Source organism: Bacillus sp. DC4300-2b2 (genome assembly GCF_049895685.1).
Lineage (GTDB): Bacteria > Bacillota > Bacilli > Bacillales > Bacillaceae > Bacillus > Bacillus safensis.
Genome location: NZ_JAFCSW010000006.1, coordinates 65,130 through 88,667, shown reverse-complemented (window position 1 = coordinate 88,667; position 23,538 = coordinate 65,130). Strand labels below are relative to the sequence as shown.

Sequence of the window (23,538 nt, the reverse complement as noted above, 5' to 3'; positions counted from 1 at the left end):
AAGCGAGAAAAGTGCCGGTTTATGCTGTTCATGCTGTCTGTAGCTGTCTGTAGATGAAAAAAAGTCACTAAGTACGTACTTAGTGACTTTTGGTATAACACATTCTTCGCTCCTATGTGCCCGTTTATGGGAGGTTAAGCTTTAAAGGGTTCGCCAGCTTGATGGCTTCCATCTAAAACAAGAATCCCTTTTTCAGCAGGTGCATCTGGAAGATCTAACTCTTTTGCTGAACAAATCATGCCGCTTGATGGAACCCCTCTTAGCTCAGCATCTTTGATGACCATACCGCTTGGCATCACTGCGCCGACTTTCGCCACCACGACATATTGGCCTTGGTCAACGTTTGGTGCACCGCACACGATTTGTAAGGTTTCATCGCCCACATCAACTTGGCAAATGTTTAATTTATCTGCATTCGGATGCTTTTCTTTTTCCTTCACATAGCCGACAACAAATTTTGGTGATAGATCCACAGTCAACGTTTCACTGACACCGTTGCGGTTTAAAATTTCATTGATATCTTGAACAATGGTTTCAGAAAGCGGGACAGATCCGTTTTCTTCAATTTTCATGTAAGTGGATGCATTGAAGATATTAAAGCCTGTTGTTTCTTTTGTTTCTTGATTGAAGATTCGTACAACATCTCCAAACGTCTCATGACCTACTTCTTCTCTCGTCACATCTTTCAATGAAATAAGGAGTGTGTCGCCTACACCTTCTGCATTATAAAAAACATTCATTCTTCAAAATTCCCTTCTACTGCTGTTTTGGTCTGCTTTTTGCAAGTATAAAGATCGGTTCAAGCTTACCCTCGTCATATAAAAATGACAATGCGGTAATCGGAACCGTGCCGCTGGCGAAGAAGCTCATCGACATCTGTCCTAAAATATCATAGCCTGAATCATTGCGAACATCTGCAATAATGAATACATCCTGATGAGGAACAGAAATCGCCATTTGTCCTTCTATTTTTTGCGCGTATTCTTGTAATAGCGACTCATTTAAAAATCTGCTGGCGTCATATCCGTCATTTGCGCGGAAGAAATAAAACCGGTTGCCTGCCACTTCATCCATTTTCACTACAGTTTCTAGTGAACGAACGTTGAAGCTTGCAGTTTCTCTGATTCGCTCTTTTGTCCAGTTTTCCTTTTGAAGCATCTTTTCATCAATTAATCGGTAGGTGCTTCCAAGGTCAAGTGCATAGTATATTCTCGTTTCAGCTGTATGCTCATCAAATACGAGCGGAATTCCATCACTTGATGCCTCAGGAAAGGAAGTAGAACGAATGACCGGATAGATCTGCTTTTCTTTTCCTGAAATGTGCTGCGCTTCGCCTTTCATGGCACTCAGCGCTTCTTTCACATAATAAACAATCTCATCAATTGTTTCATCAGGCTTTACTTCCCACTTTGCAATAATTGGCGGGAGCTCTAGTGTGATGCCTTTGCCTGTTTGTTTATCTTCAATACGAAGCGTATCTTTTTCACGGTCAAACTGGTGTGACCAGTTATCGTTCGTTAGACGGCTTTTGAGTTCATTCGCAAGCTGCCTTGATGTCATTTTTGCCATCGTTTTAGACTCTCCTTTCGTTATTTAGAAAGAGAATCTGTTAAAAATGCTTCAATCTCTTCCTTTGTCTTACGATCTTTGCTGACAAATCGGTTAATCTCTTGTCCGTTTTTAAAGACTAAAAAGCTTGGAATGCCGTAAATTTCCCACTCTGCACAAGTGTCAATGAACTTGTCTCTATCGACATAGAAGTACTCAAATTCTGGGTAGTTTGCTTCAAGCTCTGGCAAGAATGGTTCAATAAATGTGCAGTCCGGGCACCAGTCAGCTGAAAATAGCAATACCGTTAAGTCTTCTTGAATCACTTTTTGTAATTCTTCGTTAGATTCAATTTTTTTCATGTTTCATTCCTCCAGTTTGTATAGTTAAATCTCCGAATTGTATATAGCCTTTCTTTCTCATCCATTCTGATACTACCAAACTAATCACTGCCGGGCCAACGATATGCAAAAGAGCTATCGCCAGAAATACAGATGGATGAAACCCCATGACGGTCAGGGTCATGAGCTGTCCCACAAGGCCGCTCGTTCCCATTCCCGCTCCTGCCGCATTATTGACCATCCCAAAGCCAATAATACCAATTGGCGCGAGAATCAGACCAGCAATCGTCGGCGGAATCAGGATGAGGGGATTTTTCACAATGTTTGAAAGCTGCAATTTTGACGTCCCAATGCCGACAGCCGCAAGACCGCCAAAGCGATTTTCTCTAAAGCCTGCAGCGGCAAAGCCGACCATTTGAGCACAGCAGCCAATCGTTGCAGCACCAGCAGCGGTTCCGCTTAAGTCAAGCATAAGCGCAAGTGCAGCACTTGAGATCGGAGAACTGAGGGCAAGTCCAACAATAGTCGCTACCAGCATGCCCATAATCAGCGGGCTTTGGTCTGTCCCCCACATGATGAGCCTGCCGAGCCCTGTCATCATGGCTTCAATCCCAGGTCCGATTAGAGCAGCGGTGAAAAAGCCAGTGATAATAGTGACAAGCGGCGTTAAAATAATATCAATTCTTGTCTCACCACTGACCAGCTTTCCGAGTTCCACACCAATTAATGCTGCGGCAAAGCTTCCAGCAGGCCCCCCAAGCTCTGCTCCTGCAGCGCCTGAGACAACACTTGCAAAAATGATCAAAGGAGATGCATGTAAACGGTACGCAACCGCTACGCCGATCGCCGGTCCCATGAGCCCCATGGCGAGGGTTCCCATTTTAATGATGAGCGGAAGTGATAACAGACCGCCTGCTGTTTTTAAAATCAGACCTACCACTAATGTAGCAAATAGACCTAAAGCCATATAAGAAAGTGCATCAATGAAATACACCTTTGGCGAAAGGGAGATCCCCTTTCTTTTCAAATAAGTCATCAACGTCGTCTTCCTGCTTTCTCATAGGAAAGACGACGAGGCCTGTCTTTCCCATTATATGTAGTATTCTTACGATGAAAAATAGTCTCTACCATGAATATCATAATCATATTTTTTTTGCTTTATCAAGCACTTCTTGTGTAACATGAAAAGAAACAGGACAAACCTTTACTAAGTTTGTACAAAAGGAGGAGATCGTTATGCAATTAACTGTCTATTTAGCTGGAGAAATTCATAGCCAGTGGCGTGATGAAATCAAGGAAAAAAGCCAATCTTTGAAGCTGCCGGTGACATTTGTCGGTCCAATGGAAAATCATGACCGCTCAGATAACATCGGTGTGGATATTTTAGGTGAGCAGCCGAATGCCATTTTCAAAGATGATGCAGCTTCTGATTTGAATAATTTTCGTACTGAAATTTTGTTAAACAAAGCAGATGTCGTCATTGCGCGCTTTGGTGAGAAATATAAACAGTGGAACACAGCCATGGATGCATCTGCTGCGATTGCAAAAGGGAAACCTCTTATTTTAATCCGTCCAAAAGAGCTGCACCATCCGTTAAAGGAACTCTCAAACAAAGCAAATATCACTGTGGAAACCGTGAACCAAGCGATCAAGGCGTTATCTTATGTGTTTGAACAGCAATAGAAAGAAGGCTGCTCTCATTGAAGAGGCAGCCTTTTTCTATTCTATTTATACTTGTTGATAAATAGAATCCACTGTACTTTGATCACAATTTTTCACAAGACGGACAATTAACTCTTTTGCCGCTGCGTAATCATCCACATGTAACACAGAATGACTTGTATGAATGTAGCGTGCGCAAACCCCAATGACAGCAGAAGGCACACCTTGGTTTGAAATATGAACACGTCCAGCGTCCGTACCACCCGGTGATACGAAATATTGATATGGAATGTTGTTTGTCTCAGCAGTATCGAGTACAAAGTCTCTCATTCCTCGGTGCGTAATCATTGTCCGGTCGAAAATACGCAGTAGTGCACCTTTTCCAAGCTGGCCGAACTGTGTTTTGTCACCTGTCACATCGTTTGCAGGACTCGCATCTAAAGCGAAGAAAAGATCCGGCTGAATCATATTTGCAGCTGCCTCAGCTCCTCTAAGCCCTACTTCTTCTTGAACAGTTGCTCCTGAATACAGCTGACATGAAAGTGATTCGTCTTTTAATTCTTTTAATAATTCGATTGCAAGGCCGCAGCCATAGCGGTTATCCCAAGCCTTCGCTAAAATCTTTTTTGGATTCGCCATTGGAGTAAATACCGTTGCAGGAACGATTTGCTGCCCTGGGCGAACGCCAAGCTCTTTAGCCTCTTCTTCACTGTCTGCACCAATATCGATGAGCATATCTGTCGGCTTCACAGGCTTGCTTTTTTGTTCTGGCGTGAGAAGGTGAGGAGGTGTACTAGAGACAACACCAGGAATTGGCCCGTGATCGGTATGGACGTCCACACGCTGCGCTAGCATGACTTGACTCCACCAGCCACCAAGTGTTTGAAAACGAATCATACCGTTTTTCGTAATCGATGAGACCATGAATCCGACTTCATCCATATGACCCGCTACCATAATTTTCGGTGCGTTTTCCGGTCCCTTGCGTACGCCAAACACTCCGCCAAGGCGGTCTTGAATGAGTTCATCAGAATATTTTTCAAGTTCCTTTTTCATAAAAGCACGCACATGGTGCTCATTACCTGGAGTTCCCTGTAATTCTGTTAAATTTCGGAAAAGCGACAATGTTTCTTCGTTCATTCTACAGCTTACCTCGTTTCTATGTAATGACCATATTTATTCCTATAAAAATAACACTCACTTTATACTATAAGAATTCTTTCGGTTTTCCAAGTATCTCTCCAGAAATTTTGAATATGCTTTCAAGTATTCGGATTCCTTAACATCAATGGACAAGTTTTGTATAATGGAAAAAACAGCAATACGGAGGTGCAGCACGTTGAAGTTAAAACATGTTCTGATTGGTGCGAGTATTGGCGTAGCCGCTGCAATTGTTGCAAAGAAAGTATTTTTCCCTACGTATATCTCGTCTGAAAAAGCATTAAAAATTGTGAAATCTGCTTTTAAACAGCGCGGCCCAATTGATGGCTCTTGGATTTATACTGTACCAGAACCGTATACCGTAAATGGTGAAACGATTGATGTGTACAAATCTGGCATTACCCGCTCTGCCTTTGGCGAGCTTGAACAGTATGAAGTGATGATTGATGCCAAAACAGGCATGATCGTTGATGTGATTGATTCTGTTGCTTAATCAAGAAAGCTTCGCAAAGACATGTCCTTGCGAAGCTTTTTTTATATGGCTTTGATTTTTTTGTACACAGGATGCCACATAGCGTCCTGCACAGCCTGAATGAGGTCATCAGGCGTTTCTTCTGCTATTCCTTCATCAATTGCTGCCTGCGCCACACGGACGGCCACTGTCGCTGAAACGGTTCGAAGCTGATCGACACTTGGCAGCATCGCTGCACCCGGCTTCCCCACATTGACCATGCTTGCAATGGCTTCAGCACTCGCAACAAACATACTGTCTGTCATCAACCTAGCTTTTGACACAATCGTGCCTAGACCAAGACCTGGGAAGACAAGGGCATTATTCGCTTGTCCAATTTCATATGTGACGCCTCCATATTCAACAGGATCAAATGGGCTTCCTGTTGTCACAAGCGCGCGTCCTTCAGTCCACTCGATCAGGTCTTGCGGCTTTGCTTCTGAAAGAGGTGTCGGATTCGACATCGGTAAAATCGCAGGGCGCTCCACGTGTGACGCCATTTCTTTTACAATTTCCTCTGTAAATGCTCCTCCTACCGTCGAGGTGCCAATTAAGATCGTTGGTTTCGCCTGCTTGACAACCTCTAATAAATCAATTGAATGCTTTGGACCATTACGTGCATAATCCTTTACTTCGTTAGAACGTCTTGCATACGGCTTTTGAAATGGCAGAATGTCAGGTGAATCATCAGTGAGCAGCCCTGTTTTATCAATACACCAGAAATGATCATAGGACTCCTCTTCTTTGACTCCGTCTCTGACGATCGCATCACGGATTTGCTCGGCTATGCCAATACCTGCCGTACCCGCTCCAAAAATGACGATACGGTGATCTTTCAGCGGAACCTTCGAAGCTTTTGCACATGCCAGAACTGCAGCAAGTGAAACGGCGCCAGTTCCTTGAATGTCATCGTTAAATGTACAAATGCGGTCCTTATATTTTTCCAATATCGCACGGGCATTCTTTGTACCAAAATCTTCCCAGTGAAGGAGTGCATTTGGAAAAGTAGCACGGGCAAGCTCGACATATTGATCAATGAACTGATCATAGCGCTCTCCTCGAACGCGGGAGTGCTGATTGCCAACATAAAGCGGATCATTCAAGAGACTTTCCTGGTTCGTCCCGGCATCAAGCACTACTGCCAGCACTCGGCTAGGATCAATGCCTGCTGCAGCTGTATAAACAGCAAGTTTTCCGACTGAAATGGCAATCCCGCCAACGCCCCAGTCTCCAATGCCTAAAATGCCTTCTGCATCAGTTGCAACGATTAAGTCAATTGATTCATCAACACCATAGGATGCAAAAATTTCTTCCATGCCATCTAGATCATCAATCGATAAATACAGCCCTCTTGGCTTTCGATACTCATGGCTATATCGCTGAATAGCCGTTCCTACAGTGGGCGTGTAGACAATCGGAAGCATTTCCGCCAAGTGCTCATTTAGAAGTTTATAAAAAAGCACTTCGTTTCTGTCATGAAGCGCTGTTAAATACACATTTTTCCCCAGTTCATCCGGCTGTGCCTTGAACTGCTCATATGCACGCTTTGCTTGATCCTCTAAAGTTAAGACCTTAGGCGGAAGAAATCCCTTTAAACCGAGCTCCTCCCGCTCTTCCTTTGTAAATGCAACCCCTTTATTTAAGTAAGGGACTGACATGACTTCCATCCCTCTTAATGGTGTTTCGATCACATCACCATGTACACGATAAAATTGGTTCACCTGCACTCTTCCTTTCACAAGTTCATTTTGTCGTTATTTTGTGTGAAAGGCGAAAAAAACATACAGAGGATCTTTTATCTTCCTGTTTCTCTTTTGATTTCGTGTGTGATCTGTCCATCATCGTCCCATTTTACAGCCCGATAAATGGCATCATGATAAAACAAGTACCATGCATTTTTTTCTTCTGCAAATGCCTGCCACTTTTGCTTGGCTGGAATCGAAGTCATTGGGTAATCATCATATGCCAAAACCCAAAGTGGATTTTTATGAGCGTGTGTTGGCATGATATCAGCTAAATGAATCGCTGTTTCGCCCTCACTTGTGAGCGTTAAAATGCTATGACCATTGCTGTGGCCGCCCGTATGATGCAGCTCAATACCTTCTGTCACTTCAATGCTTTCTTCAAATGTGACCACTTGATCTGCCACAGGCTCCCAGTTTTCTTTCCAATATGTATTTCTTGAGCGAATGTTTGGCGCTCTCATTTCATCCCATTCGATTTTCGATGTGATGATTTTTGCCTGCTGAAAAACAGACACGAGGTTATCGCCTTCACGTTTTGTTAATCCGCTGGCATGATCAAAGTGCAGGTGTGTCATTAATACGTAATCAATGTCTGATGGGCGCAGGCCAAGAGCCGCTAAAGATTCTTCCAATTTGGTTTCCTCTGTCACGCCGTAATTGCGCTTTTGTTTATCTGTCAGCTTCCCTGATCCGATGCCGGAATCCACTAACAGATGCAGTCCCTTCCACCGAATGAGAATTGGATCACATCGTAATTCAATTTGATTGCGTTCATTAACCGGGTATTTTTTTGACCATAATGGCTTTGGCACGACACCGAACATTGCACCGCCATCCATGTGCGTATCTCCCCCGTTTAACCAAAAAAGTTCCATTTCACCTATTTTCATTGTCTCCATTGCTGTCATCCCTCCTTTTTCTATCGTAGCAAATACAGCCAAAAATCGCATGCACCAATCTTTTCATAAAAAAAGCTGACTGCAATTTTTTTGCAGCCAGCTTGATGTCACTTGTTATTCTGGGAATTTGACTTCTGATCGATAGATGGGTTGTCCCATAGATGAGAATTTCTCTTCATATTCAGTCATCACGTTTCCTTCTAAGCCGTCCTCATGTAAATCTAGGCTGACATACGTTAAAAGAAGGCCATAGGCAGAAAAACTTTTTAAGGAATATTCAAATAACCCGCGGTTATCAGTTTTGAAATGTAATTCACCGCCTGGACGAAGAATATGTTCATATCGCTCTAAAAAGGTTTTAAACGTCAATCTGCGCTTTTCGTGTCTTGCTTTTGGCCACGGATCAGAGAAATTCAAATACACCCGGTCAATCTCATTTTCCGCAAACACATCTGTCAGCGTCTCAGCATTGATGTTCAAAAGCTTTACATTTTCAACATCTGTCTCTTTGATTTTATCTACTGCTGTCACAATGACACTTTTAAATAATTCAATGCCAATATAGTTGATATCAGGATGAAGCTTGCCCATTCCAGCAATAAAGCTCCCTTTTCCTGTCCCAACTTCGATATGGATTGGATGATCATTTCCAAACAGCTCATGCCATTTCCCTTTATATTGCTCGGGACTTGCTAAAGCAATATGAGCATTCTCAGCTAAGTAATCATCAGCCCATGGTTTATGTCGCATTCTCAATTTGATACACCTCTATTTTCTTTACATTTTATCAAGATACCATGAAACATAAAGACCCGCAAGACAGCATCTTCTATGTCCATATAAAAAGACCAGCCCTTCGCTTGAGCTGGTCTGCCGCATGTATAAATTGGGCGCTGAATGCACAGTTTAACCTCATAAATGACACGCAGGAAAGGAGCATTTGTATGGGTTTAAACCGTCAACATCAGCTACAATTAATCAAAGATATTTTAACCGATCACCAGCTGGATTGCTGCGGGACTGTTGCAGAATATGAACAGGTGGGACGCGTGATTCAATTAATGCTGGCAAAAGAAGATCTGGATGCCGACATTCGTCAGCTGTTAACAGATATTTATGATTACAGCCAAAAGGGCACCTCTGTCAGTTCAATTGATGCACATATCGAGGAGCATCAATCACATCTGTCTGAGTGGGTCGAAAACATTCCACTGTCTTAATGGATGTTTAACCTTTTTAAGAGTGCATTTAGCTCCGCTTGCACTTCTTTTTGCGCCTTTTCATTCCCTTTTCGTTTATGCCAAACGACAAACGATACGGTTTCAGCGAGCACGTACCACGCCATGCGCTTTCGCAAATTGTCCGTCAGCGGGGCGCCGTACATAGAGAGCCAGCTTTCCCAGTTTTCTTCCTCAACATAATGGTATAAAAGCGGTCCAAGATCAATCGCTGGGTCTGCAATCATCGCCCCATCCCAATCGATTAAATAGAGCTGGTTTTCATCTGTCAGCAGCCAATTATTATGATTGAGATCACAATGACAGACGACCTTGTCCTCAAAATGGACAGCCTCCACATGCTTCTCTAAATACTGGATGGCACGCGTGATGTCTTGTGAATCAATTTGCTCGTTTAATATGGACTGTTTCAGATGCATCAGAATGGATTCTGGGTCTAGAGAGTGCTTCTCTAATCGTTTCAGCATATCGAGCAATTCTTTTGATGTATGAATTTTTCTTAGCTGCTCTGCTACAGGACGATCATTCATGTCCTTTGGCTTCAGCTCTCTACCGCTCAGCCAGTGCTGGGCAGTAATCACATCTCCATTTTCCATCCGTTTTGTCCAGACAAGCTTCGGCACAATGCCTTCAGCTGACAAAACCGCAAGAAACGGTGACGTATTGCGTTTTAAAAATAGCTTTTGGTCATTGTGTGTTGCGAAGTACGCATCTCCCGTAGCGCCTCCAGCCGGAGAGATGTGCCATTCGCTACCTAATATTTGTCCCAACCAGTTCATATCAATTTTCAACCCATCATTTCTTAAAATATTTTAAATCTTGCTTTTTTAGTCGACAAAATTCAGCCGATTGAGGATCAATTGGCTGTTTCTTTTTTTATTTATATGATCATAAAAACAAAAAGGACAGCTATTGAGAATGAGATGCTAAACAATAGCCGTCCTATAGATTTTATCGTTACCTTCTTATACTCGTCAAGCAAAACTAAAAAATCAGGACAAGAACCTTACGAAAAAGAAGGCTTTTTTCATGGTTCTTTGACTGCGGACATATCGCAAGTTATTTAAGCACGTAATTTTAAGGATCGTTCACTTGCCTTTACAAAGACAGGCGTTGCACCGATCACTTCTCCATCTGCGTGAAATAAGATTTTTTCATCTGCTTCTAAGTACGCTTCCTCATGCTGAAACAGGGTAACCCCCTTCATCCCAAGGTGCTTTCGAAACACCATTGCACTTAGAAACAAGAGGACTTTGCTTGGATTCAAATCTGTGACAACCATCGTTTGAAAACCTGGCTGCCTCGCACTCGCTTCCGGTGCTGCTTCCAGCCCTCCCCCGTAATACGGGTGATTGCATACGATCACAAACCACACTTGGCGAAAGACTTTCTTCTCATTTTCAATAAATAACGCAAGATCAAATGGCTTAAACGACCATAGAGAATGGAGAAATGACAGTGGGTAGATGATAAAGCCAAGCCCCAGCCGTTTCAGCCACTTTTTCCCTCTAAAATGCACCGTTTTCCTCAGCACATGTGCGTCAAACCCTACCCCGATATGATTGAGAAAAAGAACAGATTGCGGACTTTCGGCATGATCTTGAAAGGAGCCGAGAGAAAATGTTTTGGTGAGCATTCTCTTTTGCTTTCTCACCTCTTTTAAAACATCATGACGATGGATACCGAGACCCTTCGCAGCATCATTCCAATGACCAGCAGGCACAAAACTAAGCTGCACATGATCGATTTCCTTTAAGCCATTCAGTACTTCATGAATCGTGCCGTCACCGCCAATAACAATTAAGCGCTTCAGTCTGTCATCCTGCATGGCACTGATTTGTCTTGCCAAAACTTCTGCATGGCCTTCATGCTGGGTGAGAAACGATCGATAAGAGACCTCCACCTTTTGTAATTCTTTCTCTATGCTCCTCCATGTGCGGAGTCCTTTTCCATGTCCTGCTTCTGGATTAACGATAAAGTACCATTCATTCATATATTAGCTCCACTCAGGTCTCATTTTTCGTGACCTTCCATCATGCTTTAATCGAGCCATTCCTGCCTTCTTTTGCTGTCTGTTTCACCATAAGCAAGCAATGCCTTTGTCGCCTTAAATTGCTGATGCTTTGTCGGCGCCGTATTTTTCCGCTGCTTTTCAAACCACTCTTCAGCCTTCTTCTTATCGATAACCTCCATCCCATATGGAACTTCAGGTAAATCAATATAAGAGGTTCGGCTGATGAGGATTTTTTTCACAGGAAGGTCTACACCACTTTGCTGTAAGATCTTTGACACGACGGTGCCAGAACGCAGAAGGCTTGCACAAGGATTTAAGACGGACTGAACAGCTTTCCCAGTCGCCCGTTTTTCCCAAAAACGTTCCTTCGTTCCGATATAAACGCTGTCTGGCTCGGCCTCTAAGAAGGATAAACAGATCACTTCGAGCGGTGTGATGAGTATCGGACATAATTCCATCTCAGCTTTTTGAATGAGCAGCACCGGCTTGTACATCACAAAATAAGAATCTGGAAGCTGCCTTGCAAGCATTCGCAGCTTTTCATCATATCGTATATGATGGGAGACGGTTGAAATATGTGAAATCGTTGAGCTCGCCCATTTTAATTGCACTTCAAAGAGATGATCCTTAAAAAAGTGAATCAGCTTCGTTTCGTCAGTAGGGACGTTTCTGAAAACCCCTTGCTCTATATCTGTCGGCTCGTTAAAAAGACTCAGGTCCCGTTCCTTTTTCATATCGGCTTCTTTTTGCTTTCTCTTTAAGGAGAATTTCTTTCTCTTTTCTTCCTCCTGTTCAGGCGCTAATTGAGGAATTTGGTCAAACGGTTGCTGCGCCTCCTCTTTTGAAGCCCTTTTCAACTCGTCCCATCTTTGTTTTTTCAACCGATTGAATTGATTGATGTAGTGATGCGGGTCTTGTTCATATCGTGATATATAATCTTGAATTTTGATGATTTGCGCCATCTGCTGCTCACTCCAACTTCTAGAATCATTTATGTAGTGTAAATTGTTTGATTGCGTGATAACGAGGGGTTTCCTTCGGACGTATTTCAAATAAAGTGATACGCGAAACCTCCATCACATATGGCTCTTTTCGTAAAGGCACTTGTTTTTCATAAAGGTCATCCACATTCCATTTGCGCGCAATCGTTATATGCGGATGAAACGGTCTCTTTTCAACAGGGTGTCCTGCTGATAGGACGGCTTCCTTTACCTTTTCTCTTAATTGCATGAGCGGTTCACTTTCATGAGGCTTTGCAAAAAAGACTCTCGGGCGTTCCTTCGCACCAAACTGTCCTACCTCATTCAGCTCTAGTGGAAATGCAGACGCTTCATTTGAAAGGATGTCAAGCAGCTGGATGATCTTTTTTAAACGCTCTTCTGGAATGGCGCCTAAAAAGACAAGGGTTACATGATAGTCATGTGGTGCTGTCCATTTTTGAAAGAACAGTCCGCTCCTTTGATCAATGTCTTGTTTGATTTGATGCGCAAGTTGTTCAGGGATGTGAATCCCTATAAAATAATGACGGTTTTCTGACACAAAATCACCTGTCCTTTTTTAACAAACTTTACGAATCCCCATTGATGATAGTATAACTAAAGAAATGCGGAATGAGAAGAAAGGGTGTCATCTAATGAAAGTTGCACAAAATATGGCTGAACTGATTGGCGATACACCGCTTGTCAAATTACAGCGGCTTCAGCCAGGAAATGCGGCGGCTGTTTACTTAAAGCTGGAATCATTTAATCCTAGCGGAAGTGTAAAAGACCGCGCGGCTTACAATATGATCGTCGAAGCAGAAAAACAGGGGAAGCTCACAAAAGGAGCAACCATTATTGAGCCGACGAGCGGGAATACAGGGATTGGTTTAGCTATGAATGCTGCCGCAAGAGGCTACAAAGCTATCCTTGTCATGCCTGATACGATGACAAAGGAAAGAATCAATATCTTGAAGGCATACGGGGCGCAGGTCGTCTTAACCCCAGGAGAAGAAAAAATGCCAGGCTGCATCCGAAAGGCTGAGGAACTGGCGGCTCAAATTCCTCACAGCTTTATTCCCATGCAATTTGACAACAGGGCGAACCCAGATGCACATAGAGGAACAACAGCAGTCGAAATCATGGAAGCTGTGAAACAACTTGGACAGCCTCTTGGAGCCTTTGTCGCAACAGCTGGAACTGGTGGTACTATTACAGGAACTGGAGAGGAATTAAAAAAGGCATTCCCTCATTTAACCATCCGTGTAGCAGAGCCTAAGGGATCTCCAGTCTTATCTGGCGGGGAACCTGGCAAACATAAGCTCGTTGGCACAAGCCCAGGATTTATCCCCCATATTTTAAACGAGCACGTCTATGATGACATCGTGCAGGTAAGTGACGAAGATGCTTATCACATCACACGGCAGCTCGCTAAGCTTGAAGGAATTTTAGTAGGCCCATCCTCTGGGGCGGCTTGCTATGCAGCCATTGAAACAGCCAAGCAATTGCCGGCAGATCAAATCGTGATCTGTATGACAGCAGATACGGGTGAACGATACTTATCAAGTGATGTTTTTCAAGATTAAAAAAGGAACAGGGTGATGAACCCCTGTTCCTTTTTCTTCTTTCACGGTTAAGATGCTTAGACAGATTTCACCTCAGCCTGCTCCCCTGTGACGAGTAAAGCCTGTTCATCAGTAAGCGGACATAAATCAAGTGTCTCCTGATACTTCTCCATGATTTGCTCCGCAGCCTCGCCTAAATAGGCATTGTACATATGCGGTACTGGATAGCGGCTTATTTCGTTGAAGCCTTGAAATAATGAAAGCTCCGGCGCCTTCTCCTGATCATCCATCATGGAGATATATTCAACGCTTGGCGCCATAATGATACTCCCCGCAGACTCCCCGATGTACAGCTTGCCTTTGTTGATTTCTTCTTTCAACACGTCATCGAGACGCTGCTTTCTTAACTCCTGCAATAAATAAAAAGTGTTGCCTCCTGAAACATAGATCACATCATTTTGTTTGATCATCTGTGTGATCTCTTCTACGGACTGTTCATCTATCTGCACAGTCTCAAGCTGCATCCCTAATTGCTGAAAGGCTTCCTTCGCTGCCTCCACATAGTGCGTGACTTCTTCTACAGCACTTGCCGTTGGAAAGAAAGTCACACGCTTTCCTTTTAATGATTCACCTGCAAAGTCAGACAAGAGAGAATAGCTGTCTTTGAATGAAGAGCATAAGAACATTTTTTTCACTATGAATCCCCTCTTCTCTTTTCCAATTTCTATTTTGCTAATTCATACATAGCTTGTGCGTAAAGAGCTGTCGCTCTCAGTAAGTCATCAATTTCAATATATTCATCCTTTTGATGGGCGCAGTCTGGTCTGCCAGGAAATAGAGGTCCGAAGGCAACGCCAGCTTCTAAAGATCTCGCATACGTTCCTCCCCCAATAGCAATAAGGGTTGCAGGATCTCCCGTTTGCTCCTCATATACCCGCTGCAAGGTTTTCACAAGCGGATGATCTTTTGAGACGTGATGCGGAGGGCTGTCTTCGAATTTTAGAAGGGACGCCCCTTTGATGCTTTCAATTCCTTTTTTGACGTCCTTACCGTCTGCAGTTACTGGATAGCGGACATTTAACCCTAGCTTTGCTTCCTCATTCTGTTTATAGCGGATTATCCCAACATTCAACGTTAAATCTCCACTAATATCATCTTTGCAAGCAATTCCAAGCTTTTTCCCTCTTGTATCCTGATCAAATAAAGCGTTGATTTGGGAAGTAAAGGCAAGTCCCTGCTCATCTAATTCATGTCCGCATAAGAAGTTCGCCATATGAATGCCCGCATTTGTCCCATGCGCCGGCTCCATGGCATGAACGGATACCCCTTTTAATGTAAAATGCAGTCCATCCGCTGTACTTTTTACCTCACCAGATAATTGATGATCAGCAAGATAGGCTTCGAAGGCCGTTTTTAATGATTCAGCATCGTGTTCCTGTGCAGCAGTCACAGTAGCAGCTGCCTCATCTGGCACCATATTGAGCCTCATACCCGATGTAAATTGCTTAAGCGTATAGCGCTGATGATTCGCTGTTTGTTGATATGTAAATGACAGGGTGGCATCAATAATCCCTTTTTCCGCATGAATAATCGGAAAATCGGCGTCTGGTGCAAATCCGATTTGCGGCATCGCCTCATGCTTGAAATAATGGTCCACACAGCGCCAATCGCTTTCTTCATCTGTCCCAATGATCATTCGAATTTTTTTCGACAGCTGCAGACCAGTATCTTTTAAGATCTTCAGCGCATAAAATGCCGCCATGGTTGGGCCTTTATCATCAATAGCCCCGCGTGCAAAGATTTTATTTTCTCTGATGTCTGCTGAAAATGGCGGGGTTGTCCAGCCGTCACCAGCAGGCACCACGTCCACATGACACAGCACACCTACAATGTCTTCGCCTTCCCCATATTCAATATGACCTGCATAGCCGTCGACATTCTTGACTGTGAAGCCTTCGTCTTCCCCTTTTTTCAGCATATACTGCAGAGCATCATCGACTTTTTCACCAAATGGCTTTCCTTTTTTGCCGCCTTCTTCATCAAGGACACTTTCAATTTGTAAAAAAGATTGTGTGTCCTTAATCAAGTCGTCTTTTTTTCGTATTACTTCAGCTTCCCAATTCATTTTTCCATTCCTCCTTGAAAAAAGGTTGCAATCCACCCTTAAAACGAATATTATATTAATTGTTTTGTAATAATGTTCGTAAATGGAGGATTTTATGTTTCAGTTAAAAGAAAATCAAACCAACATAAAGAAAGAAATAATCGCTGGTATGACGACATTCTTCACTATGGTCTATATTGTTGCCGTCAACCCGGGAATTCTTTCAAAAGCAGGTATTCCTTTTGACCAAGTCTTTACTGCAACAATCATCGCTGCTGTCGTCGGTACGCTCTGGATGGCACTGTTTGCAAATTATCCGATTGCCATTGCACCAGGCATGGGGCTGAATGTCTATTTCACCTTTACCGTTGTCGGCGGTGGTGGCATCAGCTATCAAACAGCGTTTAGTGCGGTATTTGTTGCTGGTATACTCTTTATTATTTTATCGTTAACATCCCTTAGAAAACAACTGATTCAAGCCATTCCAGATAATTTAAAGTACGGCATTACAGCAGGAATCGGGCTTTTCATTGCGTTCATCGGCCTCCGTCAATCTGGAATCATTGCTGCTGATCCAGAAAACCTTGTGAAGCTTGGTCATTTAAGCTCGCCTGTTGTCGTTTTAACGCTTGTCGGGTTAATGATTTCGGTTATTTTAATGGTTCTACAAATAAATGGAGCACTGTTTATCGGTATGTTAGCAACCACATTGATTGCGCTCGCAACAGGCCAGCTTCATTTCCCTAAAATGCTGATGGACATTCCTGCACTGCCTGAAGGCATGCTGATTACAAATCCAATCGCTGCTTTTGGTGATGTGTTCTCTCATCATTTGTATGCTGTCGTCTTCTCCTTCTTACTGGTGACGATTTTTGATACAACAGGCACTATGATCGGCGTTGCCGAACAAGCCGGATTAATGAAAAACGGCCAGCTGCCAAAAGTGCGCAGAGCCCTGCTCGCTGACTCTGCTGCAACGACTGTTGGATCTATGTTTGGTACAAGCCCAACCACTGCTTATATTGAATCATCATCAGGAGTTGCTGCTGGCGGAAGAACTGGACTGACTTCTTTAACGGTCGCTGCACTGTTTATTGTGGCATTATTTTTTGGCCCACTCGTTCAAGCGATTTCGTCTTTACCATCCATCACATCACCTGTTTTAATCATTGTTGGCTGCTTGATGATGAACTCGGTGTCACGCATTCGGTGGAACGAACTAGACGAAGCATTCCCTGCTTTTCTTGTCATTCTTTCGATGCCGCTGACTTCTAGTATCTCTACAGGGATTTCACTTGGATTTATTTCATATCCGCTTGTGAAATTGGCGAAAGGGAAATGGAGAGAAGTACATGTGCTTGTTCTCATCTTTGCCATCTTATTTTTTATTCAGCTCTTTTTCTTAGAAGGATAACGGAAACAAAAAATGCACATCCTAACATGGAATGTGCATTTTTGCCTTCACTGATTTTTTTATTTTGTAAATTTTCTGTGTTTATTTTTCGAACATTTGAACGTGTTAGCTTCTATCGTATCCCTTATCATTATTGGGTTGTAACCGGATTCAAATCATGATATATACCATATTTCATTTCATGAAGACAAGTTTAAAAACACGTAAAGTTGACTTTTTGGTGGAACTAGATGCATAATAACGTGTATAATAGAATAAAACATTAAGAAACACGAACATTTACCATTGTTGCATGTCCTTATTTCGCAGTTTTAGTGTAGTAAGTTGTGGTTAGTCAAGTCCATCCGATCTTATTGATAGGGAGTGGTTTTTTGAAACCTTCAACAAACCGTATGATGACTCGAATCAAATCAGTTTATATGTTCATTCAAGAGAAAGGTCTTGTGACGACACAAGAGCTGGTTGATGAATTCGGGATCACACCTAGAACCATTCAAAGAGACTTAAACGTGCTTGCCTATAACGATCTTGTTCATAGTCCAAGCAGAGGCAAATGGGAAACAACGAGAAAAAAAGTAAAAATATCATCTTAAGCGTATAATGAATTGTCCATATAACAAAAAGAACCGGCGATATGCCGGTTCTTTTCTTTTGTTCTTATGTTATTCACGATTCATTAAGCTGTCTAATTCTTCATCCGTCAATTCACGGTACTCTCCGGGTTCTAGTTCTTCATCTAATGAGACAGCCCCCATCGAGAGCCTTTTTAAAAAGATCACTTCATTTCCCACCGCTTGGGCCATCAGCTTCACTTGATGGTACTTCCCTTCAGTAATCGTCAAACGGATGCGTGTATCTTCCTCTTTATTCGCATCTACTTCCACCTTCGCCGGCTTCGTGTGATAATCATCTAAGATAACAACACCCTCTTCAAGACGCTTAATGTCTTGATCACCTAAAGGATATTTCAAATGAACTTCATACGTTTTTGGCACATGCTTTTTTGGAGAAAGTAATTGATGAGCAAGCTGTCCATCATTTGTGAGGAGAAGGAGACCGACCGTATCCTTATCCAGTCTCCCCACAGGGAATGGCTCCCTTGCGATATCCTCCGGCTCGAGTAAATCGACAACCGTTTCATCCCGCAGATCTTCAGTTGCTGAGATCACCCCGTCCGGCTTGTTCATCATTAAGTAAATGAATTCTTTATATTCTACACGCTCTCCGTGTACGAGCACTTCATCATTTGATGGATCAACATGATCTTTCACCTGCTTCGCCACTTCTCCATTCACTGTGACCGCCCGGGCCTTGACAAGCTTTTTCACATCTTTTCTTGAACCAAAGCCGCTGTTAGCAAGTAATTTATCAAGCCTCATGAATATCTACCTCTTCTTAACTCTTTTTTCTTAAAAATTTCGGCATACGGCTGCCAAGTACACGCTCTAGTAATCCCACCTTATAAGACAAGAACATATACACACCACCGCCAGTGATCATAGAAATCAAAATGACGATACCCGCTTGTACAATTCCGCCTTCATAAGAAATCACGTGGCTCACAAGCTGACATGTCACATAAGCCACCACAGCCATGATCGCCGTTAAAATACCAATCAGAATAAAACGTTTGAAAATTCTGCGGAACGAATAGCCCGCATGACGTTTAATCATGATAAACATATACAAGATAGACGCACTATAACCTAATGCCGTTGCCAGCACAGAACCATTTCCTTGTAGCCAGCTGATCAGCGGGATGTTCAGAACAGTTTTAATAATGATCCCTAACAAAAGACTAACGATAGCAAATTTTTGTTTGTTAATCCCTTGCAGGATCGCTGCATTAATGGTGAATAAAGAAAACAATAATGCAACAGGTGCATACCAGAACAAAATGGAAATCCCAATCTCAGGGTGAACCGACGGATAGAAAAACCAATAAACCGGTCCAGCCAATGCAGAGATACCAAATGAAGCAGGCAGCACGAAAAATAAAATAACTTGCATCGTCTGATCAATTTGTCTATTGAGCAGCTTGTAATTACGTGCTGTAAATGATTCCGTAATCGTCGGAATCAAGGTTAATCCAAACGCTGTTGCAAGTGACACAGGAATCATCACAAGCTTCGGTAAATATAACGTCACAATGGACAATACCGCTGTACTTATATCCTGATGCCCTGATGCAATCATGGCTCTGTTAATTGTGTTTGTATCGATATAAGAATAAATTGGAATCGCAAGTCCAACAAATACATACGGCGCCGCATAGCTAAACAGCTCTGTAAACATTTGCTTATAAGATAAATCAGAGTGAGCGCCTGTATTCGGCTGCATAGATAAGAGCCGGTCCTTTCGCTTCAGCCAATATAAATAAAGCGTAAATAAACCGCCAAATGCACCGATCAGTGCGGCAAATGTTGCATACCCAACAGCAATGACAAGCCCGCCGTCAAGCACCTTTAAAATAATAAACGTCGCCGTTAATAGGAAGATGATTCTAACAAGTTGTTCAATCACTTGGGAAACAGCTGTTGGTCCCATCATGGAGTGTCCTTGGAAGAACCCGCGTACAAGACTCATGATCGGCACAACCAAAAGGCCTAAGCTGACCATCCGAATCACATATACCACTTGATCGACAGTCAAACCGCCTGTTTCATTTGATCCGCCAAGCTGAATCTTGGCAAAAATCGGTGCGGACAAATATAAAATAGAAAAGGCGATAATCCCGGTGACAAGCATGACCGACATACCCGCCCTGAACATTTTTCTTGTTGTCTCATAATCGCCGATCGCATTATATTTGGAAACAAATTTTGATACCGCTGTTGGAAAACCAAGCGTAGCAATACTTAAAAAGATCGTATACTGATTGTATCCATATTGGAATAGCGCACCACCAGTAGCTCCAACCATTGCGCTAAATGGAATTAAATAAATCATACCAAGAATACGAGAGAGATACGTCCCTATCGTTAAAACCAACGTACCACGAAGCAGTTTATTAGACATGCGCTTAACCACCATTTTTCTAATGAATATTCAACTTAACTATTTTACCACATCAATTCAACACACAGGTAACAAATCCAATACAGAAGTCACAAAACCAATCAATTCATATTTCAGCCTTCCCTAATCTTCGTTATAATAGAAAAATGACTGAAAGTAGAAAGAGGAATGTAACATGAAACATTATGATGTCATTGTCATTGGCGGCGGACCTTCTGGACTGATGGCCGCGATTGCATCAGCAGAACACGGCGCTACTGTTCTGTTAATTGACAAAGGAAACAAACTTGGCAGAAAGCTGGCCATTTCTGGCGGCGGACGCTGTAACGTCACCAATCGCCTTCCAGTAGAAGAAATCATCAAGCATATTCCCGGAAACGGCCGTTTTCTATATAGTGCATTTTCTGAGTTCAACAACGAGGATATTATTTCGTTTTTTGAAAACCTCGGTATTGAACTAAAAGAAGAAGACCATGGACGTATGTTCCCTGTATCAAACAAAGCACAATCTGTTGTGGATGCCCTTCTAGACAGGCTCCGCGCCCTCAATGTCACCATTCGAACGAACGAAAAGATTAAAGCGGTTCTGTATCAAGACGGACAAGCAGCTGGAATTGTTACAAATAATGATGAAAAAATTTCAAGTAAGGCTGTCGTCATTGCTGTCGGCGGAAAAAGTGTGCCGCATACCGGCTCTACTGGTGACGGCTATGCATGGGCAGAAGCAGCCGGACATACCATTACAGAGCTTTTCCCAACAGAGGTACCAGTCACATCAGATGAACGATTTATTAAAGAAAAAGTGCTTCAAGGTCTTTCTTTAAGAAGTGTGGCTGTCAGTGTTTTAAATAAAAAAGGGAAACCAGTCGTCACACATGTCATGGATATGATCTTTACTCACTTTGGTTTATCGGGTCCAGCTGTTCTTAGATGCAGCGGATTTGTTGTGAAAGAATTGAAAAAGCAGCCGGCAGTCCGCCTGCAAATTGACTTATATCCGAAGCTGAATGACGAGGAGCTGTTCCAAAAGCTTCATCGTGACCTTAAAGATGAACCGAAGAAAGCCATTAAAAATGTCCTTAAGTCTTGGATGCAAGAACGCTATTTATTGTTTCTGTTAGAACGGAACGGTATTGATCCACAAGACACATTCTCTGGTCTAGCCAAGGATAAACTGCGTGCATTTGCCCATGATTGCAAACATTTTATTGTGCATGCAAATGGTACCCTATCTTTGGACAAAGCGTTCGTGACAGGAGGCGGCGTTTCTGTGAAGGAAATTGAACCGAAGAAAATGGCGTCTAAAAAAATGCCTGGTCTTTATTTCTGCGGAGAAATTTTAGACATCCATGGCTACACAGGCGGATACAATATTACGTCAGCACTTGTGACAGGCAGGCTTGCCGGCATGAATGCTGCACTAGAAGCAAAGGAGAGAAAGCAATGATCAGACGTGCATTACCGATTGTTCTTGCGGTCGTTATCAGTTTGACAGCCGCTGTTTTCTTGAAGCTGTCGATTACCCCGTTAAAAGTCGCCATTGTTTTGGCGTTTACCATTTTCGCTGTATGTTTAAAAGAATATGTCTACCGTCTTCGCAAACGAATTGAGGAAAAATCGTCTTCACATATCGATAGTTGATAAATGGAAGTAAAACATGTTACGGTAAAGTAGAGGTCGAGTGAGAAGCTCGCCTCTTTTTGTTTGAAATAAGTTGAGTTAGGGGATATTAAACAAAGTCCTCTGCTTAAACGTGTAGAACAACAGGAGAGTGAGATGGTGTGAAAAACGTATCAAGTGTATTTTGGATTGTGATTGCGATCACATTTGTTGCCGTGATGTGGGGAGCGTTTTCTCCAGACACATTGCAAAATGTCACAGATCAAATTCAAACATACATTACAAATGACTTTGGCTGGTATTACTTGTTAGTGGTATCACTGCTTGTCGGCTTTTGTCTATTCTTTATTTTTAGCCCAATCGGTAAGATTACGCTAGGAAAACCGGGGGAAGAGCCTGAATTTGGTTTATTTTCTTGGTTTGCTATGCTATTTAGTGCCGGTATGGGAATTGGTCTTGTTTTTTACGGAGCAGCTGAACCAATCAGCCACTATGCTATTCAGTCACCAACAGGGGAGACTGAAACTGCGCAGGCCTTCCGTGATTCCCTTCGCTATACATTTTTCCACTGGGGGCTTCATGCATGGGCTATTTATGCCATTGTTGCACTTTGCATTGCTTACTTTAAATTTAGAAAAGACGCACCTGGCTTAATCAGTGCAACACTGCAGCCCGTTTTAGGAAATAAAATTCACGGATGGATCGGTAAAACCATCGATTGTATTGCGGTATTTGCAACCGTGGTTGGTGTTGCGACAAGCCTAGGATTAGGCGCGGCACAAATAAATGGTGGATTGAATTACCTTTTTCATATTCCAAATACCTTTAGCACACAATTGATCATCATTATCATTGTGACGGTGCTTTTCCTTGTATCTGCTTTAAGAGGGATTGGAAAAGGCATTAAATACTTAAGTAATATCAATATGGTATTAGCAGCTGTTCTGATGTTTTTCTTACTTTTGGTAGGTCCAACTGTTTTTATCTTAAATTCATTTACTGACTCGATTGGACAATACTTATCCAATATTGTTCAAATGAGCTTCCGTCTATCTCCCAATGATCCTGAAAAGAGAGAATGGATTAATGGATGGACGATCTTTTATTGGGCATGGTGGATTTCTTGGGCACCATTTGTCGGGATCTTTATCGCTAGAGTGTCACGCGGGCGAACGATTCGCGAATTTTTAGTGGGTGTCTTAGTGGCTCCTTCCATCCTAGTATTCCTATGGTTCTCGATTTTCGGCGTGTCTGCAATGGACTTACAGCAAAAGAATATTGTCGATGTTGCAGGCCTTTCAACTGAAACGATGCTCTTCGGTGTACTGAATGAATATCCGCTGGCGATGATTACATCGATACTAGCACTCATTTTAATCGCCGTATTCTTTATTACATCGGCTGATTCAGCTACATTTGTGCTTGGAATGCAGACAACCTACGGATCATTAAACCCTCCTGGCAGTGTCAAAGTCAGCTGGGGCATTATCCAATCTGCTGTTGCTGCTGTGCTTTTATTTTCAGGGGGACTTGAAGCCTTGCAAAATACAGCCAAGCTCGCAGCCTTGCCGTTCTCCGTTGTCATCATATTGATGATTGTCTCGCTGTATAAATCACTAAATGATGAACGAAGAATCATCAAACAAGCCAATAAAGTCAATAAACCAAGAAGTCCAAGAGTAAAAAAAGCATAATCGCAAGCGAGAAAAAAAGCCGTTCCT

At 42.7% G+C, this 23,538-nt stretch carries 25 protein-coding genes; 9 read left to right on the top strand and 16 right to left on the bottom strand.

From position 1 onward, the window contains the following. Positions 1 to 134 precede the first annotated feature (134 nt). Genes ytpR through ACP69X_RS17330 form a run of 4 tightly spaced genes read right to left on the bottom strand, consistent with a single transcriptional unit; the run spans position 135 to position 2,925 of the window. Entirely contained in the window at positions 135 to 740 is a 606-nt protein-coding gene (gene ytpR, locus ACP69X_RS17345; protein ID WP_024424858.1) for a YtpR family tRNA-binding protein, read from the bottom strand. A gap of 16 nt (positions 741 to 756) precedes the next feature. Next, positions 757 to 1,569: a DUF1444 domain-containing protein gene (locus ACP69X_RS17340; RefSeq protein WP_426052914.1), complete on the bottom strand. Its 813-nt coding sequence runs from the start codon at positions 1,567 to 1,569 to the stop codon at positions 757 to 759. Positions 1,570 to 1,589: 20 nt separating this feature from the next. Then, positions 1,590 to 1,910, bottom strand: coding sequence for a thioredoxin family protein (locus tag ACP69X_RS17335; RefSeq protein WP_024424860.1), 321 nt, complete (start codon positions 1,908 to 1,910; stop codon positions 1,590 to 1,592). After that, positions 1,897 to 2,925: a PTS transporter subunit IIC gene (locus ACP69X_RS17330; RefSeq protein WP_041086667.1), complete on the bottom strand. Its 1,029-nt coding sequence runs from the start codon at positions 2,923 to 2,925 to the stop codon at positions 1,897 to 1,899. Before ACP69X_RS17330 ends, ACP69X_RS17335 begins: the two co-directional genes overlap by 14 nt. Positions 2,926 to 3,125: 200 nt before the next feature. Here ACP69X_RS17330 and ACP69X_RS17325 point away from each other — a divergent pair, with 200 nt between their 5' ends. Next, positions 3,126 to 3,572 carry a YtoQ family protein gene (locus tag ACP69X_RS17325; RefSeq protein WP_041086668.1) on the top strand — a complete coding sequence of 149 codons (447 nt, stop codon included), beginning with the start codon at positions 3,126 to 3,128 and terminating at the stop codon, positions 3,570 to 3,572. A gap of 45 nt (positions 3,573 to 3,617) precedes the next feature. Here ACP69X_RS17325 and ACP69X_RS17320 read toward each other — a convergent pair whose 3' ends face one another. Continuing rightward, positions 3,618 to 4,691, bottom strand: coding sequence for a M42 family metallopeptidase (locus ACP69X_RS17320; RefSeq protein WP_426052913.1), 1,074 nt, complete (start codon positions 4,689 to 4,691; stop codon positions 3,618 to 3,620). Between the two features lie 199 nt (positions 4,692 to 4,890). On the opposite strand from ACP69X_RS17320, the gene ACP69X_RS17315 reads away from it, so the two are divergent. Continuing rightward, entirely contained in the window at positions 4,891 to 5,205 is a 315-nt protein-coding gene (locus tag ACP69X_RS17315; protein WP_003217759.1) for a PepSY domain-containing protein, read from the top strand. A 41-nt stretch (positions 5,206 to 5,246) separates the two neighbouring features. Here ACP69X_RS17315 and ACP69X_RS17310 read toward each other — a convergent pair whose 3' ends face one another. From ACP69X_RS17310 to trmB, 3 genes are all read right to left on the bottom strand, one after another. Beyond that, positions 5,247 to 6,944 carry an NAD-dependent malic enzyme gene (locus ACP69X_RS17310; protein WP_041086672.1) on the bottom strand — a complete coding sequence of 566 codons (1,698 nt, stop codon included), beginning with the start codon at positions 6,942 to 6,944 and terminating at the stop codon, positions 5,247 to 5,249. A gap of 74 nt (positions 6,945 to 7,018) precedes the next feature. Continuing rightward, positions 7,019 to 7,867 carry a YtnP family quorum-quenching lactonase gene (locus ACP69X_RS17305; RefSeq protein ID WP_041086674.1) on the bottom strand — a complete coding sequence of 283 codons (849 nt, stop codon included), beginning with the start codon at positions 7,865 to 7,867 and terminating at the stop codon, positions 7,019 to 7,021. Positions 7,868 to 7,981: 114 nt separating this feature from the next. After that, a complete protein-coding gene (gene trmB, locus ACP69X_RS17300; protein ID WP_024424866.1) occupies positions 7,982 to 8,623 on the bottom strand; it encodes a tRNA (guanosine(46)-N7)-methyltransferase TrmB in 642 nt (213 codons plus the stop codon). 188 nt (positions 8,624 to 8,811) lie between these two features. On the opposite strand from trmB, the gene ACP69X_RS17295 reads away from it, so the two are divergent. Further along, complete coding sequence (locus ACP69X_RS17295; protein ID WP_024424867.1) at positions 8,812 to 9,087, top strand: YtzH-like family protein; 276 nt, start codon at positions 8,812 to 8,814, stop codon at positions 9,085 to 9,087. On the opposite strand, the gene ACP69X_RS17290 is transcribed toward ACP69X_RS17295, so the two are convergent. The 4 genes from ACP69X_RS17290 to thpR all read right to left on the bottom strand — a co-directional run bounded on the left by ACP69X_RS17290 (position 9,084) and on the right by thpR (position 12,658). Beyond that, positions 9,084 to 9,884, bottom strand: coding sequence for a phosphotransferase family protein (locus ACP69X_RS17290; RefSeq protein WP_076840453.1), 801 nt, complete (start codon positions 9,882 to 9,884; stop codon positions 9,084 to 9,086). The genes ACP69X_RS17295 and ACP69X_RS17290 overlap by 4 nt on opposite strands. Before the next feature lie 284 nt (positions 9,885 to 10,168). Continuing rightward, entirely contained in the window at positions 10,169 to 11,098 is a 930-nt protein-coding gene (locus tag ACP69X_RS17285; protein WP_426052912.1) for a YegS/Rv2252/BmrU family lipid kinase, read from the bottom strand. Between the two features lie 47 nt (positions 11,099 to 11,145). Next, positions 11,146 to 12,081: a hypothetical protein gene (locus ACP69X_RS17280; protein ID WP_073978726.1), complete on the bottom strand. Its 936-nt coding sequence runs from the start codon at positions 12,079 to 12,081 to the stop codon at positions 11,146 to 11,148. 25 nt (positions 12,082 to 12,106) lie between these two features. Then, positions 12,107 to 12,658 (bottom strand): RNA 2',3'-cyclic phosphodiesterase, encoded by a 552-nt coding sequence (gene thpR / locus ACP69X_RS17275; RefSeq protein ID WP_426052911.1) that lies wholly within the window; start codon positions 12,656 to 12,658, stop codon positions 12,107 to 12,109. A 94-nt stretch (positions 12,659 to 12,752) separates the two neighbouring features. Here thpR and cysK point away from each other — a divergent pair, with 94 nt between their 5' ends. Continuing rightward, the gene (cysK, locus tag ACP69X_RS17270; protein WP_426052910.1) at positions 12,753 to 13,682 is read left to right on the top strand and encodes a cysteine synthase A; all 930 of its coding nucleotides are present in this window, start codon (positions 12,753 to 12,755) and stop codon (positions 13,680 to 13,682) included. A 56-nt stretch (positions 13,683 to 13,738) separates the two neighbouring features. Here the strand turns inward: cysK and ACP69X_RS17265 are convergent, their stop codons facing one another. After that, positions 13,739 to 14,356 (bottom strand): Type 1 glutamine amidotransferase-like domain-containing protein, encoded by a 618-nt coding sequence (locus ACP69X_RS17265; protein WP_426052909.1) that lies wholly within the window; start codon positions 14,354 to 14,356, stop codon positions 13,739 to 13,741. A 29-nt stretch (positions 14,357 to 14,385) separates the two neighbouring features. Then, positions 14,386 to 15,786: a dipeptidase PepV gene (gene pepV, locus ACP69X_RS17260; RefSeq protein ID WP_426052908.1), complete on the bottom strand. Its 1,401-nt coding sequence runs from the start codon at positions 15,784 to 15,786 to the stop codon at positions 14,386 to 14,388. Positions 15,787 to 15,880: 94 nt separating this feature from the next. Here pepV and ACP69X_RS17255 point away from each other — a divergent pair, with 94 nt between their 5' ends. Next, positions 15,881 to 17,179, top strand: a complete 1,299-nt coding sequence (locus tag ACP69X_RS17255) for an NCS2 family permease (protein ID WP_041086695.1) — start codon at positions 15,881 to 15,883, stop codon at positions 17,177 to 17,179. Positions 17,180 to 17,550: 371 nt separating this feature from the next. Next, on the top strand, positions 17,551 to 17,772 hold the full coding sequence (locus tag ACP69X_RS17250) for a DeoR family transcriptional regulator (RefSeq protein ID WP_008356419.1): 222 nt from the start codon (positions 17,551 to 17,553) through the stop codon (positions 17,770 to 17,772). 69 nt (positions 17,773 to 17,841) lie between these two features. On the opposite strand, the gene ACP69X_RS17245 is transcribed toward ACP69X_RS17250, so the two are convergent. Both ACP69X_RS17245 and ACP69X_RS17240 read right to left on the bottom strand, forming a co-directional pair. Beyond that, positions 17,842 to 18,558, bottom strand: a complete 717-nt coding sequence (locus ACP69X_RS17245; protein ID WP_426052907.1) for a pseudouridine synthase — start codon at positions 18,556 to 18,558, stop codon at positions 17,842 to 17,844. Between the two features lie 16 nt (positions 18,559 to 18,574). Then, positions 18,575 to 20,197: a putative polysaccharide biosynthesis protein gene (locus ACP69X_RS17240; protein ID WP_041086699.1), complete on the bottom strand. Its 1,623-nt coding sequence runs from the start codon at positions 20,195 to 20,197 to the stop codon at positions 18,575 to 18,577. A gap of 175 nt (positions 20,198 to 20,372) precedes the next feature. On the opposite strand from ACP69X_RS17240, the gene ACP69X_RS17235 reads away from it, so the two are divergent. The 3 genes from ACP69X_RS17235 (at position 20,373) to opuD (ending at position 23,511) form a co-directional block, all read left to right on the top strand. Continuing rightward, positions 20,373 to 21,644, top strand: coding sequence for an NAD(P)/FAD-dependent oxidoreductase (locus ACP69X_RS17235; protein WP_426052906.1), 1,272 nt, complete (start codon positions 20,373 to 20,375; stop codon positions 21,642 to 21,644). Further along, positions 21,641 to 21,838, top strand: a complete 198-nt coding sequence (locus ACP69X_RS17230; protein WP_024424878.1) for a hypothetical protein — start codon at positions 21,641 to 21,643, stop codon at positions 21,836 to 21,838. Before ACP69X_RS17235 ends, ACP69X_RS17230 begins: the two co-directional genes overlap by 4 nt. Positions 21,839 to 21,978: 140 nt before the next feature. Continuing rightward, positions 21,979 to 23,511, top strand: coding sequence for a glycine betaine transporter OpuD (opuD, locus tag ACP69X_RS17225; protein ID WP_041086706.1), 1,533 nt, complete (start codon positions 21,979 to 21,981; stop codon positions 23,509 to 23,511). Positions 23,512 to 23,538 lie beyond the last annotated feature (27 nt).